At 44.2% G+C, this 18,718-nt stretch carries 22 protein-coding genes; 16 read left to right on the forward strand and 6 right to left on the reverse strand.

Annotation, left to right across the window (positions count from 1 at the left end; all coding sequences use genetic code 11):
* Positions 1-40 precede the first annotated feature (40 nt).
* Positions 41-1,210 carry an FtsW/RodA/SpoVE family cell cycle protein gene (locus P402_RS0106075; protein WP_026827875.1) on the reverse strand — a complete coding sequence of 390 codons (1,170 nt, stop codon included), beginning with the start codon at positions 1,208-1,210 and terminating at the stop codon, positions 41-43.
* A gap of 144 nt (positions 1,211-1,354) precedes the next feature.
* Here P402_RS0106075 and fabI point away from each other — a divergent pair, with 144 nt between their 5' ends.
* Together fabI and P402_RS0106085 are read left to right on the forward strand one after the other, a co-directional pair.
* Positions 1,355-2,128, forward strand: a complete 774-nt coding sequence (gene fabI, locus P402_RS0106080; RefSeq protein WP_026827876.1) for an enoyl-ACP reductase FabI — start codon at positions 1,355-1,357, stop codon at positions 2,126-2,128.
* A gap of 129 nt (positions 2,129-2,257) precedes the next feature.
* Complete coding sequence (locus P402_RS0106085; RefSeq protein WP_026827877.1) at positions 2,258-2,461, forward strand: hypothetical protein; 204 nt, start codon at positions 2,258-2,260, stop codon at positions 2,459-2,461.
* Between the two features lie 2 nt (positions 2,462-2,463).
* Here the strand turns inward: P402_RS0106085 and P402_RS0106090 are convergent, their stop codons facing one another.
* A complete protein-coding gene (locus tag P402_RS0106090) occupies positions 2,464-2,976 on the reverse strand; it encodes a YjcG family protein (RefSeq protein WP_026827878.1) in 513 nt (170 codons plus the stop codon).
* 145 nt (positions 2,977-3,121) lie between these two features.
* Between P402_RS0106090 and P402_RS0106095 the strand changes: the two genes are divergently transcribed.
* Genes P402_RS0106095 through P402_RS0106105 form a run of 3 tightly spaced genes read left to right on the forward strand, consistent with a single transcriptional unit; the run spans position 3,122 to position 4,795 of the window.
* The gene (locus P402_RS0106095) at positions 3,122-3,667 is read left to right on the forward strand and encodes a phosphatidylglycerophosphatase A family protein (protein WP_026827879.1); all 546 of its coding nucleotides are present in this window, start codon (positions 3,122-3,124) and stop codon (positions 3,665-3,667) included.
* Positions 3,667-4,302, forward strand: coding sequence for a phosphatase PAP2 family protein (locus P402_RS16710; RefSeq protein WP_051525126.1), 636 nt, complete (start codon positions 3,667-3,669; stop codon positions 4,300-4,302). Before P402_RS0106095 ends, P402_RS16710 begins: the two co-directional genes overlap by 1 nt.
* Positions 4,289-4,795: a hypothetical protein gene (locus P402_RS0106105; protein WP_026827880.1), complete on the forward strand. Its 507-nt coding sequence runs from the start codon at positions 4,289-4,291 to the stop codon at positions 4,793-4,795. The genes P402_RS16710 and P402_RS0106105 overlap by 14 nt, the downstream gene beginning before the upstream one ends.
* A 167-nt stretch (positions 4,796-4,962) precedes the next feature.
* On the opposite strand, the gene P402_RS0106110 is transcribed toward P402_RS0106105, so the two are convergent.
* From P402_RS0106110 to P402_RS0106120, 3 genes are all read right to left on the reverse strand, one after another.
* On the reverse strand, positions 4,963-5,835 hold the full coding sequence (locus P402_RS0106110) for a DegV family protein (RefSeq protein WP_026827881.1): 873 nt from the start codon (positions 5,833-5,835) through the stop codon (positions 4,963-4,965).
* Between the two features lie 340 nt (positions 5,836-6,175).
* Positions 6,176-6,469, reverse strand: a complete 294-nt coding sequence (locus P402_RS0106115) for a hypothetical protein (protein ID WP_012370900.1) — start codon at positions 6,467-6,469, stop codon at positions 6,176-6,178.
* A gap of 251 nt (positions 6,470-6,720) precedes the next feature.
* Positions 6,721-7,452, reverse strand: a complete 732-nt coding sequence (locus tag P402_RS0106120) for a hypothetical protein (RefSeq protein WP_026827882.1) — start codon at positions 7,450-7,452, stop codon at positions 6,721-6,723.
* A gap of 122 nt (positions 7,453-7,574) precedes the next feature.
* Here P402_RS0106120 and P402_RS0106125 point away from each other — a divergent pair, with 122 nt between their 5' ends.
* The 7 genes from P402_RS0106125 (at position 7,575) to P402_RS0106155 (ending at position 13,460) form a co-directional block, all read left to right on the forward strand.
* Positions 7,575-8,132 (forward strand): GNAT family N-acetyltransferase, encoded by a 558-nt coding sequence (locus P402_RS0106125; protein WP_012370898.1) that lies wholly within the window; start codon positions 7,575-7,577, stop codon positions 8,130-8,132.
* A gap of 8 nt (positions 8,133-8,140) precedes the next feature.
* Positions 8,141-8,866 (forward strand): alpha/beta fold hydrolase, encoded by a 726-nt coding sequence (locus tag P402_RS0106130; protein WP_026827883.1) that lies wholly within the window; start codon positions 8,141-8,143, stop codon positions 8,864-8,866.
* A gap of 138 nt (positions 8,867-9,004) precedes the next feature.
* On the forward strand, positions 9,005-10,096 hold the full coding sequence (locus P402_RS0106135; protein ID WP_026827884.1) for a virulence factor: 1,092 nt from the start codon (positions 9,005-9,007) through the stop codon (positions 10,094-10,096).
* A gap of 357 nt (positions 10,097-10,453) precedes the next feature.
* Entirely contained in the window at positions 10,454-10,666 is a 213-nt protein-coding gene (locus P402_RS0106140) for a hypothetical protein (protein ID WP_026827885.1), read from the forward strand.
* Between the two features lie 91 nt (positions 10,667-10,757).
* Entirely contained in the window at positions 10,758-11,222 is a 465-nt protein-coding gene (locus P402_RS0106145; RefSeq protein WP_026827886.1) for a BsuPI-related putative proteinase inhibitor, read from the forward strand.
* Positions 11,223-11,257: 35 nt separating this feature from the next.
* Positions 11,258-12,073 carry an ammonia-dependent NAD(+) synthetase gene (gene nadE, locus P402_RS0106150; protein WP_026827887.1) on the forward strand — a complete coding sequence of 272 codons (816 nt, stop codon included), beginning with the start codon at positions 11,258-11,260 and terminating at the stop codon, positions 12,071-12,073.
* A gap of 106 nt (positions 12,074-12,179) precedes the next feature.
* On the forward strand, positions 12,180-13,460 hold the full coding sequence (locus P402_RS0106155) for an FAD-dependent oxidoreductase (RefSeq protein ID WP_026827888.1): 1,281 nt from the start codon (positions 12,180-12,182) through the stop codon (positions 13,458-13,460).
* A gap of 10 nt (positions 13,461-13,470) precedes the next feature.
* Here the strand turns inward: P402_RS0106155 and P402_RS0106160 are convergent, their stop codons facing one another.
* Positions 13,471-13,863 carry a disulfide bond formation protein B gene (locus P402_RS0106160; protein WP_026827889.1) on the reverse strand — a complete coding sequence of 131 codons (393 nt, stop codon included), beginning with the start codon at positions 13,861-13,863 and terminating at the stop codon, positions 13,471-13,473.
* A gap of 65 nt (positions 13,864-13,928) precedes the next feature.
* Here P402_RS0106160 and P402_RS0106165 point away from each other — a divergent pair, with 65 nt between their 5' ends.
* From P402_RS0106165 to P402_RS0106180, 4 genes are all read left to right on the forward strand, one after another.
* A complete protein-coding gene (locus P402_RS0106165) occupies positions 13,929-14,819 on the forward strand; it encodes a LysR family transcriptional regulator (protein ID WP_012370890.1) in 891 nt (296 codons plus the stop codon).
* Positions 14,803-15,915 (forward strand): N-acetyldiaminopimelate deacetylase, encoded by a 1,113-nt coding sequence (locus P402_RS0106170; protein ID WP_026827890.1) that lies wholly within the window; start codon positions 14,803-14,805, stop codon positions 15,913-15,915. Before P402_RS0106165 ends, P402_RS0106170 begins: the two co-directional genes overlap by 17 nt.
* A gap of 221 nt (positions 15,916-16,136) precedes the next feature.
* On the forward strand, positions 16,137-17,525 hold the full coding sequence (locus P402_RS0106175; protein ID WP_026827891.1) for a cytochrome ubiquinol oxidase subunit I: 1,389 nt from the start codon (positions 16,137-16,139) through the stop codon (positions 17,523-17,525).
* Between the two features lie 12 nt (positions 17,526-17,537).
* Positions 17,538-18,560 carry a cytochrome d ubiquinol oxidase subunit II gene (locus tag P402_RS0106180; protein WP_012370887.1) on the forward strand — a complete coding sequence of 341 codons (1,023 nt, stop codon included), beginning with the start codon at positions 17,538-17,540 and terminating at the stop codon, positions 18,558-18,560.
* Positions 18,561-18,718 lie beyond the last annotated feature (158 nt).

Genomic DNA, 18,718 nt, shown 5'->3' on the forward strand with positions numbered 1-18,718 from the left:
AAAAGAGTGGCACCCGACTGGATGCCACTCTTTTTTGACGTTAATCTTCATCAAACATGGAGATGCGGGACTGTGAAGCGATGGCCATGATTAAGCCGAGTCCAACCAAGTTAACAATCATCGTCGACCCTCCGTAACTAATAAAGGGAAGCGGGAGACCGGTGATCGGTAAGACCCCCATCGTCATACCGATGTTTTGGAAGATCTGGAATGTGAACATGGCGACATAACCCGTCACGATATACGTTCCAAACGGATCTGCTGTTTCCAGCGCGATTTGAATCAACCGGTAGATGAATAGGAACAGGATAATTAGAACGACAGCCGCACCGATAAAGCCGTAGTGAGCTGAAATCGCAGTGAAGATAAAATCGGTGTGCAGTTCGGGAACCGATACTTGCAGTTTTCCGTACCCGACACCAAACATCTGCCCTGAACCGATAGCGTTAATCGACTGGACCAACTGATAGGAAAGATCATCCGCATATTCAAACGGCTGTAACCAGGCCATAATCCGGTTCATCGCATGCCCTGGGAAGAAGGTGGCGAGTAAATCATTCTGGAAATAAAACAGATAAAAGAATCCGACGATCGCGGCGGTCAACAAGCCGAACATAGTGAGCAACCATTTCCAGTTCAAACCGGACAGTAGCATGGCACAAGCTAAGATGACACAGAGAATCAAGCCGATTCCTAAGTCCGGTTGGATGATGATCAAAGCGAGTGGAAGCAATGTGAGAGCGACCATCTTGATTAACAGCAGAAAGTCCCGTTCATGTTGGACATACCGGGCGTTGTGTTCCGAAATGACGGCAGCCAGTGAGACAATCAAGAAAAATTTCATGAATTCAGCCGGTTGAACGGTTCCGATGACGGGGAGCTGATACCAACCGTATGCTCCTTTGATGTTTGCGACCAACGGCGTATTACGTAAAACAACGAGACCGATCAGTGAGACAATCCCTGCCCCATATAAGTACCAATGAAAACGTTTCAGTTGCTCATAATCGATGAGAATGACGACAGACAGTGCGATAAATCCGATGATATACCACTGAATCTGTTTGGCCATGAAATTGATTTCACTGATTGCCCCTTGTAAGAAAGGTTGCGCGGTATAGATTGCGATGACACTGATGACCATCAAACAACCGAGCAAAAAAAGCAACGTGTTATCATAACGTTGTGTAAATGATTTAAAACGGTTCATTCCATCCCTACTTTCTGTCTCTTTCTATATTACCGTAATTTATCAAAATCGCAATATCAAGAGCGACGGTTGACAGAAGCGTTACGTTTTTGTAACCTAGATATAGGTGTTATTACCAGGTACTAATTTAAGGGGGAACTCATAATGAATATTTATCCTTCGCTTGAGGGAAAGACGTATGTTGTAATGGGTGTCATCAATCAACGATCAATCGCATGGGGAATCGCACGTGCTCTTGATGCAGCAGGGGCAAGCCTTGCATTTACGTACGTCGGAGAGCGCTTCAAGGCACCACTCGAAAAGTTAGGTCAAGAACTTTCACGACCGGCTACTTACTATACATGTGATGTCACGAGTGATGATGAAATCACACAAGTATTTGAAACAATTCATGCCGACCATGGACAAATTTCAGGAATCGCTCACTCGATTGCCTTTGCCGATAAAGAAGCATTACGTGGTGAATTCTCAGGTGTGACACGTGAACAATTTGCACAAGCACTTGATATCTCGGCATACAGTTTGACAGCTGTCGTTAAAGCAGCAAAAGATTTCTTCACGGAAGATGCATCTGTCATTACATTGACGTATCTTGGTGGCGAAAAGATGGTCCCGAACTATAACGTGATGGGCGTCGCGAAAGCCGCACTCGATGCAAGTGTCCGCTACTTAGCAGCAGAATACGGAAAACAGGGCGTTCGCGTCAATGCGATTTCAGCTGGTCCGGTTCGGACAGTATCTGCAAAAGGTGTCGGTGATTTCAATTCGATTCTCGAAAGTATCGAAGAGCGTGCTCCACTTCACCGTAATGTCACAACAGAACAAATCGGTCAAAGTGGATTATTCCTCTTGTCTCAGATGTCGAGTGGTGTAACGGGTGAGATTCTGCACGTCGACAGCGGTTTCCATATCTTATAATAAGATTTTCTGTTCGTTCCGAACTAAATTGTACAGTCAAAACCAGGGGGAACCTTGGTTTTTTTGTTTTTCTTAAAGAGATTTTGGGAATAACAGAATAACGAGCTGAAGTTTAGGGAGGGATATTCTATGTACCAGGTAGATTTCACGGTAGTCCAATATGTGAATCGGCAAGTAAGAGTCGACTTGGAACGAAAAACAGAACCGGTCGCGCGCATTAATCCGATTAAACGTGTAGAGCCACATCATGCCGAGTTAGAAGAACAAGCAAATGCTTATGGGATTTTGCCAGAACTAAAACTTCCCGGTCGCAAGTTCGACCGGGAAGTTTGATGTTATTGACCTGTAAATCGGAACGTTTCGTACACACTCCATGAACCGTTTTCCAGTTCATAAAGCAGAGCCATCTTGGTGACATCTTCTTGGAAACGGATATCTTCCATTTTCAATCGTTCGAGAACGTCGAATAATTCGACATCGGATAAATCCTGACCGATTGTGATGTGAGGTAAGAAATCATACTTGGGTGTGTGACTAAGATCACCCGTGTGCAGGGCTTGATGTAATTGTTCCAATTCATCCGTCGGCATGACTTTTAAAAATAAGACATTATTCGTCGGATGGAAAGAACGAGCCCCTTGGACATGAAGTGAAACTGGTTTTGTTTGTTCTGCTACTTTATTGAGAGCAGCTACGATGGAATCAAGTTCAGCATCATCGACACTGATCCGTTCTCGCATCGTAATGTGTGGTGTGATTAACGCATACTTGGAATCGTACCGTTTTCGGTATGAATTCGCAAAATCCTGAATCCGTTTCGATGGAAACAAAACTACCCCGATGTTCATCGAAAATCCCCTACTTTCCCCTGAAATGATAACGCTTTACAGGATAATCATGACGGATTATCGGTGTGATGTCAAAGAAGTTTGAGGGGAGAGTAGTAATCCGTGTATACTTGTGAAGAACTTTGTCAGAGAGGTGGATTTTGTCATGAAAGAAAAAGCACATTCTAAAGAAGTAAAACAAGCAGCAATCGATAAGCTGCATGAACGGGGCGTCACGATTCACGCAATTGCTGAAATCGTGTATCAAATGCAAGCACCATACACGATCGAACTTACGCTTGAAACATGTGTCAGCTCCGTGGAACGTGTTCTCGAAAAACGGGAGTTGCAACACGCGATTCTCGTTGGGGCCGAACTCGATATTTTAGCCGAAAAAGGGCTGTTGTCTGAACCGCTTTTATCCATCATTCGTAGTGATGAAGGATTGTTCGGCGTCGACGAAACGATTGCGATTGGAGCCGTCAATACGTATGGTTCGATTGCCGTAACGACATTTGGTTATTTGGATAAAGCCAAGATAGGGATTATCAAAGAACTGGATACAAAGGTCGATGACGGACGAGTCAACACCTTTATGGATGATATCGTAGCGGCAATTGCTGCCAATGCGTCCGGGCGTCTTGCACACCGATTACGTGATAAGGAAGATTACTCGGCAGAAGAACTTGAGCAACGGAAAGGGACGTATTGATGACATTAAATCGAAAAGCTTTAGCCGTTTCAGGAATCGCGTTCATCATTTTTTTGGGAATCGCCATATCCATCCGATTAACGGGCTATTTTTTATTTGACGCTCAATTGTCCAATCGCATGTCGAAACAAGTACCGGCTGATTATGTCAGTTGGTTCACACAATTAGGATCGGGAGTAGGGGCTGTGACGGTGACGGTTCTGTTAACCGCAATCAGTTATTACCTTTGGCGAGATCGAGTGGGGAGCATATGGTATCTGTCGTGTTTTTTGGCAGTGGCTGCTCTCAACCAAGTCGCTAAAGTGATTTTTGTCCGGGACCGTCCTTCACTTAATGAATTGGTTGGCGGAGTCGGCTACAGTTTTCCGAGCGGTCATTCTTCAATGGCTTTTGCAGTGTACGGTGGATTTTTGATTCTGAGCTGGCGATTTTTAAACCGGGCCGGAAAAATTATTTTGGGTATTTTTCTTAGTCTGTTGATTGTAGCAATGGGTTCGTCACGTATTATCTTGAACGTGCATTACTTCTCGGATGTTGTCGGTGGTTTTTGTTTCGCTGCCTTCATCTTGTGTCTGTCTTATGCCTTCATTTCACCGCGACGTAAGCAAAAGGAGACCGGTCATGTTATTAATTGATATTGATCACAGTTTACTTTTTGATGAAACGACGATGGAGATGATTGCGGTTCCTACCTTGTTAGTAGAGCGGGTAGGAGAAGAAAAGCGGTTCATGACGATGCGGACGCATTTGCGATTAAAACGTCTCGTTGAAAAGAATGGTTTGATTCCATTCACGAGTCGTACGATTGAGGAATTCCGACATTTGGAGCTGTTTCAAATCGATGCGAAGCCGAAATGGTCTATTCTTGAGAACGGCAAGATTTTGCTGAAGGACGGAAAACCAGATAAACGTTATGCAAACTGGTTACGACAATATGAAGAAGAACCTTCCCTGGAAACGGTGCTCCGTTATTTAGAGGAAGTGGAGCAGTTTAATTGGACGGTTTACCCGGCGGAAGCATGGGAAAAACGAATCAACTGTCCGCATCAGGCGATTTTGCGCCAAGAAGATGAAGCGACGATGCTTGACGATGTCTTTAAACAAATGAATGATTCACAGCATGGATAACACCTACCCGAATGGGGACACTTGATAAAAGGTCCCGTTCGGTTTTTTTGTTCTGTCCGATTGTTGTATTCACTTCTAAAAAAAGATGATTCCGATACGAGATCGGAATCATCTTAAGGCCGCCTGAAAAGCGGAAGTGTTTTAATGGAGCTGCCTCCAGTCGAGAGTCATCGATTGATCGTCAAATCATCGAACCAGTACACACCAACCGTTTCCGAACCGGCATGCGTCAGAATGGATGGTCCGAATTGTGTAATCTCGATTGAAATCTGCGGCAACTTGATTTGCAACAAATCGCGTAATTGTTCGGCAGAAGATTGCGTAAGTGTATGACCAATGTAAAGCGTCCGATTGTATAAACCAAATTGTTCGATTTTAGAAGCAATCTCGGATGACATTTCGTGAAAAGCTTTTTTAATGGAACGTACTTTTTTAAACGGAACAAGTTTACCGACCTCGTTAAACTTAACGATTGGTTTGATGTTCAGCATGTTGGCCAGTAAAAATTGACTGCTAGAAACACGTCCACTTCGGCGCATCGTCTCCATGTTGCCGATAATCAGATAGAAATGAGAATGATGCTTGAACTGTTCCAAGGTCTGCATGACTTCTTCCGGCTGCTTACCGGCTTGCGCCATTTCGATTGAAAGACGCAACATGTTTTGTTGATTCGCGGCGCCGGTATAAGAGTCGATTGCATATAATTTAAAGCCGACAGCATCTGCCGCGGCGACAGAGCTGGCATAAGTCCCACTCAAACCGCTTGTGATGTGAACGGCATAGGCATAATCATAGCCCTCTGCCTGTAAACGTTCGTAAAGTTCAACTAGTTCACCAAAAGAAGGTTGTGAGGTCGTCGGGATGACAGAAGAATTTTCACGCATTTTTTTATCCAGTTGTTCAATCGACAAATCAGCATATTCCCGGTAAGGCTCCCCGTTGATGATGATGACTGTTGGTACGACATGGACTCCGAGTTTTTCAGCTTCCCCGGGCGGGAAAAAAGCCATACTATCGGTAATCCAAGCAATCTTATCCATTAAAGCGACGCCTCCAGTAGAATTTCATTTTTTTTATCATACCATAGCGATGAAAGCGGAATCACCAGCCAATCTGTTTTTCAGCAATAGAATCAAAAGAATCGTGTCTAATTGATGAACTGACGAAAAACAGTGGGAAATGACGACGGATGATTCTAATTGCTCTAAAAAAGTATGGCAATCCATCTGGTTCATACGGCAGCTTTTTAATAACTATACAGATTTTAAACTATGCGTATCCATTGTTTGAAAATAAAAAGCCCACGTACCGGTTAGAAGAACTCTAACGGTTACGTGAGCAGAACATTGCAGCATTGATAAAGTAAAGGAGTGAGTGGTTTTAGCTAGACGCCATGAAACGGCTCTTTTTTTGTCGTCTTAATTTATGGAGGAGCCAAGCGTGAACGACTTCGCACGATTGACGAGGGAGGGTCAGTTCCACGAGCGGTTCTTGTTGCTGACCACGGATGATAAATAATCCTGTTTCTTCATCAATAGGTGAGATAGTCATTGAGCTCGCTTCATTCAGAGATACTTTCAGTTCGCCTGTCGTCGCATCCTTCAATTTCAGGATGTTTCCATTCGTTGCAAACTTGGTGAATGAACCGATACCGTTCACTTTTAACTGATCCATGCTAAATTCCTCCTTCGGTTGATACAAACTTAATTAAATCATCAAGAAAAGTAGTTCCAACTTCTAACTTCCAAAAGGTTAACCTCATTATAACGAAGTCTGGACCAGATACCAGTCTTAATTTATGTGAAAATTCAAATGATTCAGTAATGATATTGTCATATAGAGGATTAAGCAAAAAATGAGCAAAAATTGCCGATTGAAAAATATGAAAAAACTATCCTGTCATCAAGTACTAAATGTGCTTGGGATCACCGTAACTCCAAACTCCAATTTTTTTTGCGGTGAACCAGTTCGCCGCGCAAGACGATCGATTCCTTTTTGGTCTCGAGGTCTTCTTTTAATACATGCATGTCTTCATATCGACCGGCGATATAAACTGGAATGGTCGTCTGACGTGTGAACATCGATTGCCGTGTATGCGTGAAATCAATCAAGATTCCTTCTTGCAGCAATTGCCGAAGATTAATGATGATTTCAGCTGTAAGTGGTGAGGCAGTCGGGATGCGGAGTTCTCGACGGATTTTTTGTTGCATCAATGTGGACAGGACTTGTTCGATACTTGACCAATCTTTTAAATAAGCCGTTGCTTGTGTCCCGTTGTGCTCACTGAAATAGGCCCATTCATTGTCGACGGCAGTCATGAACGGACTGGGCATTCCACGTTTCATATGCATTAAAAATAACAGCTCTGCGATTTCAACATCTGTCAGGATATCGAGAGAATGAGAAGAACGGATGTCGATGGCATTTAGCGGAAAACGCTCTACATCACTCGATTGAACGAATTGTTCTACTTCATGGGACTCGACATAATGAAAGGCGGTCCGAGAAGAATGTTTGACAGATTTAAAAGCGGCTCCAGAAACGAGTAGAGGACTCTTTGAATCAATGGATGTGATAAAGTCTCCAAAAGTGACGCCGGACATCGTCAAACGATTGTTTTCGGCATCTTCATATAGATAGAGCAGGGAATTGGACATAAACAAGCGACTTCCTTTCGTGGTCAGGACATGAATAATTTCAATAGTAGCAAAACTTCTAATAAGCGAAAAGGGTATTTCCCTCTGAAAACGGGCATAATATAAAAAAGAGGTGATTGGGCATGTGGGGGTTAAGAAAACCATTCCCGGAACTAAAAACAGAACGGTTCATCTTGAGAGAATTGGAAAACAAAGATGCACGAGATCTATTTAAGATCCTATCGGATGATGAGGTCATGTATTATTACGGCTCTGATCCGCTGGTCACGGTGTATGAAGCAAAAAATGTCATCAGTTACTTTAAAGAACAATTCACCCAAGGAAAAGCGATTCGATGGGCGATTGCCGATCAACAAACGAATCAACTGATTGGAACGATCGGATTTCATAATTGGTTGACCCAGTATCACCGGGCGGAAATCGGATTTGAAGTCAGCCAAGACTATTGGCAACAGGGAGTGGCCTCGGAAGCGGCACGTGCAGTCTTGACACACGGATTTGAAGACTTTGCTTTACACCGGATCAGTGCTCTTGTTGCACCTGAAAACATCGCGTCCAATGCACTGGTTCAGAAACTTGGTTTTCAAGCAGAAGGATTACTTGAAGATTATGCTTACAGTCATGGACGATTTATGGATTTAACGATCTACCGAATGCTTGCATCGGAATGGAAAGGATGACTAGTCAAATGTCGAAACAACCACTTGTGTTACTACATGGATTTGCCGGAGGAACGGATTATTTTAATCGAGTCGAAGCGAAACTACGTTTATCTTTTGATGTGCTTGTGCTCGCCCTTCCTGGTCACGAAGGACAGTCAGTCGGTCCTGAGACGATCGAGGACTTTGCCTCCTGGGTGATGGAAGATTTGGAACGAAGAGGAATCGAACGGCCCATTCTGATTGGCCACTCGTTTGGCGGTTATATCGTCTCGTCGATTGTCGAGACGCATTCGGAAAAAATCAGTGGATTTGGTCTTGTTTACTCAACGGCTAAAGCAGATACGGACGAAGCCAAACAAAAAAGAAATCAAAATATCAGCCGGGTCCAGGAAATCGGTGTTCGGGAATTTGTTGACGGATTAGTTCCCGGATTATTCGCTGAAGGCACCGATGCGATGATTGTCTCTGAAGCGAAGGAAATTGGTTACATGATGACTGTCGAAGGGGCGATACGGGCGCTGACTGCGATGCGTGACCGTAGAGATTTGACAGCGGTCTTAAGTCAAACAGATGTTCCGGGAGTGATTATCCACGGAACGAAGGATCCATTAATTTCAGAAGCAAGTGCTTTTGCGCCTCAAAACGAACGGATTATGAAACGTTCAACGGACAGCAGTCATATGGGAATGCTTGAGACACCGGATGCATTTTGTGAGATTTTAGAAGAAGTGTTCTCAGAGGAAAAATCTTGAGAGCAGTCTGTCTGATCAGCGTTCACCACATGGTGGGCGCTTTCTTGCTTCTTTTGCATCGATAGTCGAAAAATGCACAAAAGCGTATGCGTTGCATTTTTCATGGAATTTCTGAATGATAAAATGGGAGGGATAAAGATGAAGATTATAGCAATTGAACCAACACCAAGTCCAAATAATATGAAAGTCATCGTTGATGAAACGTTTTCGGAGAAAGGACAAACGTTTGAACATGCATTCGGTGCACCGGATCATGTTGCAAAATTACTAGAGATTCCAGGCATTAAGTCGGTTTATCAAGTCAGTGATTTTTTAGCCGTTGAACGGTTTCCGAAATATGATTGGCGTACGTTAGTCATCGAGATTCGCCGGTCATTTGGCGAAGTGCTCAGCGATGTCGAACAACATGAGACGGATGAGGCATTTGAGCCTGTTCATCTGTTCATTCAATTCATTTTAGGTGTACCAATGCAACTAAAAGGAGTCAAAGGATTAGAAGAAAAACGTCACGGATTACCTGACCGGTTCCGGGAAGCCGCGTTATTCGTCCAACCCTATGTTAAAAATGTCATCAGTGATCGCCGATGGGTCGAGCAAGCACCACGTTATGGGGATTTAGATGAAAGTTTGGCAGAAGTGGCTCAAGAAATCGAAGTCGCGTATCCAACAGAGCGGATTGATCGCTTAAAAACCATCGCTTCTGGGGAAGAAGTCACATTTGACGGACAAGCGTTAACTTCGTCAGATTGGAAACAGCGTTTCGCAGCTCTTGATGAATTACCGATTGAATTGAAATGGATTCCGGCATACGCGAAAATGCTTCAAGATGAAAAGATGCAAATCAGAAGACAGGCCGTAGTCAAACTCGGAATGTTCGAAGAAAACCGATTGGAACTGTTGGATTATATAACAAATGCGTTACACGATCCGTCAAGCAGTGTCCGGCGAACGGCTGGAGATACGATTTCCGACTGGGCCTTGCCAGAGGCGGAAGTAATGATGATTGAAGCGTTAACGGATAAAAATAAACTGGTCCGTTGGCGGGCTGCCCGCTTTTTATTTGATGTCGGAACGGAACAATCGATTCCACGTTTAAAGGAAGCAGTGCAGGATAAGGAATATGAAGTCGCACTTCAAGCGGAACTTGCATTGGCGCGGATCGAAAGTGGGGAAGAAGCACTAGGTACGGTTTGGCAACAAATGAATCGAATGTCAGGTGAAAGTTCATAAGAACCTCAAAATAACAGTGTGTAAAGAACCATTCGACAAAATAACAACTAAGTTGTCTAGGTATATTTTCCCTTCTAACTAAGGTATATGGGAAAATATGAATATTATCTTGTAATGATTTTGAAATGATTTTGAAATGTGTTGATAAAACGCCATTTTAAAGGTGTATGAACCAACTATTTTGACATTCCAATAAATGGTTGTATTTTTTGGTATAAAGTTTTGACACGAAATGTCGAACGAGAATTTTCCGATGTTTTTCCTGTTTTGATAAAGTGAAATCACAATAACTGATTCGATTTCAAACAGCTATTCTGGTTTGACTGACATCTGACATAACAAAGGAGATTCGGGGATATGATACTTTTTGCTGAAACAGATCTGGCGGTAGGATACAAAGAACGTACGGCTTCAGGTGTGTTCGTAACGATTGAAACAATGGATAGCCGCACAATTACGCTTGTGGCACCTGCAACGGCAACGGATGCCATTTGTGATGAATTGTTCGTGACGGGGATTGAACAATTGTTTTCTACATCAAAAATGACAGTGACCATTCCGGTTGCTTAATCGATGAATCAAAGAGGCAGGATGAGGGAGAACCTTATCCTGTCTCTTTTTTGTGCTAAAATTGACAGGAGAGAAGAGAGGGGGCGTTGTTTTGAAATGGATCATCCGGTTATCCTGTTTATGTGTACTGACCTTGATGTTGGCTGGATGTAACCAGCAGGAACAAAAGAAATCGACGACACAAGGCGATGACACGGAACAACCGATTGAAATCAAGGTGTCCGGAAAACAATTAGAACCAAACGTCGTCTTAGCTGTCGTAAAATTAAAAAATCCAAATGAACAAGCGTTGACCCTGACATTCCCGACATCCCAGCGATTCGAATTAAAAATCAAGGATGCGGATCAAAAAGTACTCTATACTTTTTCGCAAGAGCAGGTATTTACGCAAGCAATCGAACAAGAGCGGTTCAAAGGATTGGAGACAAAACGTTACGAAGTAAAAATCGAGCTTCCAGCTTCCAGTCAACCGGCTCAAGTTGAGGCGATGACCATCCGTCAGGTAAAGGGAGCCTCGGCTTCCAACAGGAAAGCTCAAAGTGAAATCTCGAATTAAACAATGATAAAAAGCTGAAGGAGTGTGACGGTTTTATGCAACAGGAGATCATTCAAGTGACTGGGGTCAAGCCAGTCATCGTCGCTGAAGAAGAAATCAAACAACGAGTTCAATTTTTAAAAGACTATCTTGTGCATACAGGAGCAAAAGGACTTGTTCTTGGTATTTCAGGAGGACAAGACTCATCATTAGCCGGTCGTCTCTGTCAATTCGCTGTCGAAGAGTTACGCAGTGAGACAAATCGAGAGTATCAGTTTTATGCTGTTCGACTACCATACGGTCAACAACAAGACGAATCAGATGCCCAGCTTGCCCTGTCATTCATCCGTCCGGATCATGCTTTACGCGTGGACATCAAGCCGGCAGTTGCTGCTTCCATGGCTTCTTTTGAACAAGCAACGGGAGACGTATTGTCCGATTTTAGTAAAGGGAATACAAAAGCACGGGAACGAATGAAGGTGCAGTATGATATAGCAGCCCACTACGGTTGTTTAGTCGTGGGAACAGATCATGCAGCTGAATTCGTAACCGGTTTTTACACGAAACACGGCGACGGAGCGTGTGATTTAACGCCGTTGACCGGACTGAATAAGCGTCAAGGAAAACAATTATTGCGCGAATTACAGGCACCTGAAGGATTGATTGAAAAGGTTCCGACAGCCGACTTAGAAGACAACCAACCGGGGTTACCAGACGAACAAGCGCTAGGCATGACATACAATGAAATTGATGATTATTTAGAAGGTAAAACGATTTCCGATGAAAGCCAGGCTAAACTGGAAGGTCAGTACAAACGGGTGGGACATAAACACCATATGCCGGTCTCACCACTGGATACTTGGTGGAAATAAACAATCTTTTGCAGGCGACAGCTAAAACAGCTGTCGTTTTTTTTGTCTGAAAATCGGGAAAAGAACCAGAACAAATCATGAAGAGAGTCGGACGGGAGGTAAGGGCATGGAATCGATAGCAGTCATCGGCGGTGGACTAGCGGGATTATCAGCCGCGGCCTTGCTTGCGAAACAAGGGAAACGTGTTCAGCTGTATGATGCAGCGATGTTAGGCGGAAGAGCGACCTCACAAATCATCAAAGGGTATACGTTTAACTACGGGGCGCATGCAGTATATGGACGGGATCATTCCGTGCTAAAGACGATCATTAAAAGTTTGAAATTAGAGATTACCTGGCTGGACTTTTCTTCGACGAAAGCAAAATATGAATTTTCCGGTCATTTAACTGCTGCTCCGGCCAATGCAATTGGTCTCTTAAAAACAGAAGTGATTGGAGGAGCGGATAAACTTCGTTTTACATGGGAAGTTGTGAAAACGGTTCTCCGTCTTGAAAAGGGAGTGCCGGAGTTGTCGATTGGTCAATGGTTGGTCCAAGAAAAAGTCGAGGAAGATGTGTCCCGCCTGATGCTTGATTTGGCCTCCAGTAATTTCTTTACGACCGAACCTGAAAACATTCCGTCAGTCGTCTATTTTGACTATTACCGTAAACTCTTTCGGACACGAAAACCGGTTTCGTATATCGCCGGCGGATGGCAAGTTCTGATCGATGAGTTGGAACGTGTCCTGCAGGAGCAGGGAGGGATGATTCATCGGAAAACCAAAATCACAGCGATTGAAGAAAAAGAACAAGGGTACCGGTTGCGTGATCGGAAAAAAACGGAATGGACTGTTGACCGGGTTGTCTTGGCGCTTCCGCCCCGTGATATGCGAAAACTCGCATTGCCTGCTTCTGTCCAATCCTTTATCGAACCTTTTGCCCAATATGAACCGGTGGAAGTTCTCGTCTACGATATCGGAATCAGTCCATATCTCAAGACACCGTTCTCATACGTTTACGATCGCACCCATCAACTGTTCGTGACTGATTTATCTCATTATGATCCGAGTATCGCACCAAAAAATGGTCAGGTCTTACAAGTCGTTGCATATCTTGCGCATCAGGAAGTCGGAAATCCAGATTATTTGGCGGAAAAAGTCAAACACATTCATCGACTTCTTGATCAACATTATCCGGAATGGCAGGAACGTTTGGTCGTTGAACGGACGATGAAGCGCGCCATCGTCCAAGAAATCAAATGGAAGATGGGACAAAGCGGATTACCTAGTTTTATGCAGGGCGAACAGGATGGGACACTCGCGTTTGTGGGAGATTGGTGTGAAGGAGAAGGCCAGTTATCCGAATTGTCCTTCTCGAGCGCGTTGAATGTAGCGATGGCATGGAAATAAAAAAAAACGCTCATTGAGCGTTTTTTTGTTTCGGATAAAAGGCAAGGATGACCAATAAGGTGAACGCAATCAGACTCATCATCGGAATCGTCAGGAAACCAAAATAATTGACCCACTTGATGAGGCAACCGTTCGTGCAGAGTGCTTCTCCGTCTGGTAAGCGCTCGAGTACGACGTGATAGGCTGCGACCGCAAACCCGAGTAACGTATATAATCGAAGAAAAAATCCATCGACCGGACGATTACGGAATAAGGATACTAGCAAATAGATGGCGGTCGTATACATGAACAGACGTTGCCACCAGCATAACGGACAAGGGATGAATCCACGAATCTCACTGAAATACAGACTGCCTAAAGTAGCGACCGTTGAGACGATCAACATAAAATGATACCGTGACATATGTACCTTCCTCTCTAACGTGTTAAACTAATGCCATCTTATATCATGAGGAGTCGAATCATACATTGCAAGTGTCGGAAATGGAAATGTTGATTACGTTATCAGAAGAATTGAACATGAGACGGGCAGCAGAACGTCTTTTTGTCTCGCAACCTGCTCTCAGCCAACGTTTGGTCGCAATCGAGCGGCGCTGGGCAACAAAGCTGTTCATTCGTTCATCACGTGGACTGAGTATCACTCCGCAAGGTGAAAAGGTTATCGGACTCGCCAAAGAAATGAACCGAAAAGAACTGGAACTGAAAAGTGAGTTAACGGCAGAAGAAGGAGCGGTTTACGGTACACTTCGGATTGCTGTCGCATCCATTATGGGGCAATATTGGCTTCCCCGTGTCCTGAAACGGTTTGTCGAACGGTATCCGCACGTCCGTGTCCAATTGGTCACAGGGTGGTCGAGTGAAATGATGCGGCATATGCTGGAAGAACATTTTCATATCGGTATCATCCGCGGAAATCCCGATTGGAAAGGCGTGAAGGAACGGCTGTTCTCCGATCCGTTGTATCTCGTGGACAGTGAACTGACGTCACTCGAGCAGCTTCGGAAGACAGAACGTCCTTTCATCCAATTCAAAAGTGACTCGACGTACTATCAAGAGATTTTAGAATGGTGGCAGGATCGCTTTTCGAGTCCACCGGCTCGAACGCTCGTCGTTGATCAGATTGAGACGTGTAAACAGATGGCGCTTCACGGGATTGGTTTTGCCATCTTACCCGAATCAACGATTCATGAAGCGAGCGAAGTGATGCAGATTCCACTCAAAACATCATCCGGAAAAATTTTAAAGCGGGACACATGGATTCTATCGACAGAGTCGATGCTTGAATTAAAACAAGTCCAAGCGTTTTGGGACATCGTCAAAGAAGAAGGAGGAAGTCAGTCAGATGGAATACGCAATTGAAATGCGCCGAGAACTTCATAAAATACCGGAGCCGGGATTTAAGGAGTTTAAAACGCAAGCTTTTATTCTTGATCAAATCCGGTCATACCCGGAAGAACGGGTAAGTTATGATACATTCGAAACAGGAGTATTTGTCCGCGTGAAAGGCTTAACCGGGAACCGGACGATTGGATATCGGGCAGACATCGACGGATTACCGATCGAAGAAGCAACGGGGTTGCCGTTTGGTTCTGAGCATCCCGGCTTCATGCACGCCTGTGGTCATGATGTTCACGCATCGATCGCCTTAGGTCTGTTACGCCGGATTGTCGAATTGCCTGTCATGGATGATGTCGTCTTCCTGTTCCAACCGGCTGAAGAAGGACCGGGTGGGGCAGAACCGATGATTAAAAGCCCGCTGTTTGAAAAGTATCGTCCGAGCGAGATGTATGGTCTGCATGTCGCGCCGGAATATCCGGTCGGGACGATTGCAAGCCGGCCAGGTGTCTTGTTTGCGAGTGCCCGGGAAGTTCATATCACGATTTATGGACAGAGCGGTCATGCGGCCTTTCCGCATTTGACGATTGATACGGTTGTTGCCCAGGCGGCATTGATCATGCAGCTTCAGACGATTGTCAGTCGTTCAATCAATCCAATGAACTGCAGTGTCATTACAATCGGAAAAGTGGAAGCGGGAATCCGGGAGAATGTCATTGCCGGTCGGGCGCTACTCGACGGAACGATGCGGGCGCTTAACGGAACAGACATGGAAAAATTAGAGCAACGTGTGCGGGATATCGTACGCGGCATCGAAGCTTCATTCGGTGTAAAAATCGATTTGCAGTTCGGGAATCGGTATTATGAAGTCGTTAACGATCAACGAGTCGTCGATAAATTTTCGTCTTTCGTCAAAATGAATGCGAATTATATTGAGTGCGATGCTGCAATGACAGGCGAAGATTTTGGCTTCATGTTAAAAGAAATTCCTGGCATGATGTTTTGGCTTGGTGTGAATAATGCAACGTCTGGATTACACCAACCGACCTTGAATCCAGATGAAGATGCCATTCCCTTCGTCATTAATTTACTCGATCATTATTTCCGCGAATACGTCTAAACAAAAGACGTGACAATCGGCCCTTTATTCATGAAAAAATGGATAAAGGGCTTTCATTTTATAGAAGAGAACAGTTTTCGAACGTTTTGTGAAATAAATCACGAGTATATGTGAACAATTTGTTACATCAAACATTTAAAACAGACACAAATGATTATGTTCTCTATGATACGGATATAAACAATATATAGAAGTACGTCTAGAAAGAGGGGGCTATACACATGTTCAATGATCCAGTCATGCTCAGTCGATTATTGACAGGGCTCACATTAGCATTCCACATCATCTTTGCGACGATTGGGGTAGGGGTTCCATTGATGGTACTCGCAGCTGAGTACATCGGAATTAAACGAAAAGATTCAGACTATATTCTTCTAGCTCGACGCTGGACGCGTGGTTATATCGTAACCGTAGCGGTAGGTGTCGTAACAGGAACAGCGATTGGGTTACAATTGTCGCTTTTATGGCCATCATTGATGCAAGTAGCTGGTCAAACAATCGCATTACCGTTATTTATGGAAACTTTCGCCTTTTTCTTTGAAGCGATTTTCCTCGGAATTTACCTGTACACATGGGATCGATTTAAAAATCCATGGTTGCATTGGTTGATCGGGATTCCAGTCGTCATTGGAGCGACATTATCTGCCTTCTTCATCACGACGGTCAACTCTTTCATGAACTCACCAGAAGGATTTAAAATCGTCAACGGGACACTCACGCAAATCGAACCGTTGAAAGCGATGTTTAATACGGCGACACCAACAAAAGCAACGCACGTCATCGTATCCGCTTACTTGACGGTTGCCTTCATCTTGGCAGCGATTGCGGCCTTCCATCTGTTACGGAAGAAAACTTTGTCGGCAGCAGAAACGGCATATCATAAAAAAGCCCTTCGCTTAACTGTCATGGCCGGATTAATCTTTGCTTTCTCAACAGCTTTAGTTGGAGACTTCTCCGGGAAATACCTGGCGAAATACCAACCGGAAAAATTAGCAGCAGCAGAATGGCATTTTGAAACGACAAGTGAAGCCGAGTTGATTTTCGGTGGAATCTTGGATGAACAGGCGGACGGCAGTTATGAAATCAAAGGTGCCGTCAAGATTCCGTATGCTTTATCCATTCTCGCAGGGGGAGCACCGGATACAGAAGTCATCGGGTTAAATGAATTCGCCAAAGAGGACCAAGCACCACTGTTTGTCCACTATTTCTTCGATATCATGGTATCGATCGGTATGTACCTGGCTGCGATTTCAGCCTTGTTCATCTTGGCATTCCGACTCAAAAAGTTGAATCCGTACAATAAGTGGTTACTGCGCGGTATTTTCATCGGTGGACCGCTCGCCATCGTTTCGATCGAAGCGGGGTGGATGTATGCGGAAATCGGACGTCAACCGTGGACGCTCTATGGTATTATGAGAACGGCTGATGCGGCTACCACTTCGACCGCTGTCGGACCGATGTTGATTTTGTTCAGTTTACTTTATCTGTTGCTCGGAACGATTTGTACAGTCGTCTTGCTCCGGATGTTTAAAAATAACCCTGTCGGCAAAGAACTCGCAGATGATCATCATACACGTGGTGAAGCGATGTTTGCGGACGACAATAAATAAGGAGGGAACGAGTTGGACATTCAAACACTTGGAATAACCGTACTTTGGACGTTCCTTTATGGATATCTCATCGTTGCCTCAATTGACTTCGGTGCCGGTTTTTACGCGTTTTATTCAAAATATACGAAACGGGATCATCTGACGAACCGTTTGATTCTCCGTTATCTTTCGCCGGTCTGGGAAGTGACGAACGTCTTCTTCGTCTTCTTCTTCGTCGGACTCGTCGGATTCTTTCCGGATACGGCTTATTATTACGGGACAGCTTTACTTGTTCCAGCCTCAATCGTCTTAGTATTAATTGCGATTCGCGGTAGCTTTTACGCATTTGCCAACTACGGCTCAAATGACAGCATGTTCTATACTTTCTTATATGGAGCAACAGGACTATTGATTCCGGCAGCAATGTCCACGACATTGACAATCAGTCAAGGTGGATTCATTCGTAAAACGAATGAGACAGTCGAATTCCTTGGGACGAAGCTGTTCACAAACTTCTATTCTTGGACGGTCGTCGCGCTTGCAATCGTATCCGTCCTCTATATCAGTGCGATGTTCCTGTTGTTCTATGCGGATAAAGCAAAGGACGAGAATGCAACACCATTGATTCGTAAATGGGCATTGTTCTGGAGTATTCCAACGATTGTTGTCTGTGCGTTAGTCTTCTTTGGTCTAAAAAATCAGGCGGCGTGGCATTATGAAAACATCTTAAACGGCAATTGGTGGTGGTTCGCAGCAAGTTTCCTCTTCTTCTGCGTCGCGGTCACACTTGTTTACCTGAAGAAAAACTACGGTATCGCCTTTATCGCTGTTATGGCTCAGTATGGCGTTGCCTGGTTCGGATACGGATATACACACCTTCCTTACATTCTTTATCCGTACATCGACATCAATAAAGCGGTCGTTAACGAAACGATGGCAACGGCACTTGTTGTCGTCTTTATCTTCGGATTGATGTTATTGATTCCTGCATTGTATTTGATCTTACGGTTGTTCCTGTTTGATAATGATTATGTCAGTGGGAAAAAAGCAAAATAAGTGAAATGTATATTTCTTAACAAATCCGGGGCTGACTCGAAAGTCAGTCCCTTTTTTTGAGCGGATTTGTCGTTCATTTCAAGGATTAAAAACTGAAAACCGCATTATAAAAGCGTTCATAGTAATTTAGAAGTGAATCGGGTACACTACTACTGAAG

The sequence above is a fragment of the Exiguobacterium sibiricum 7-3 genome, from assembly GCF_000620865.1.
Lineage (GTDB): Bacteria > Bacillota > Bacilli > Exiguobacteriales > Exiguobacteriaceae > Exiguobacterium_A > Exiguobacterium_A sibiricum_A.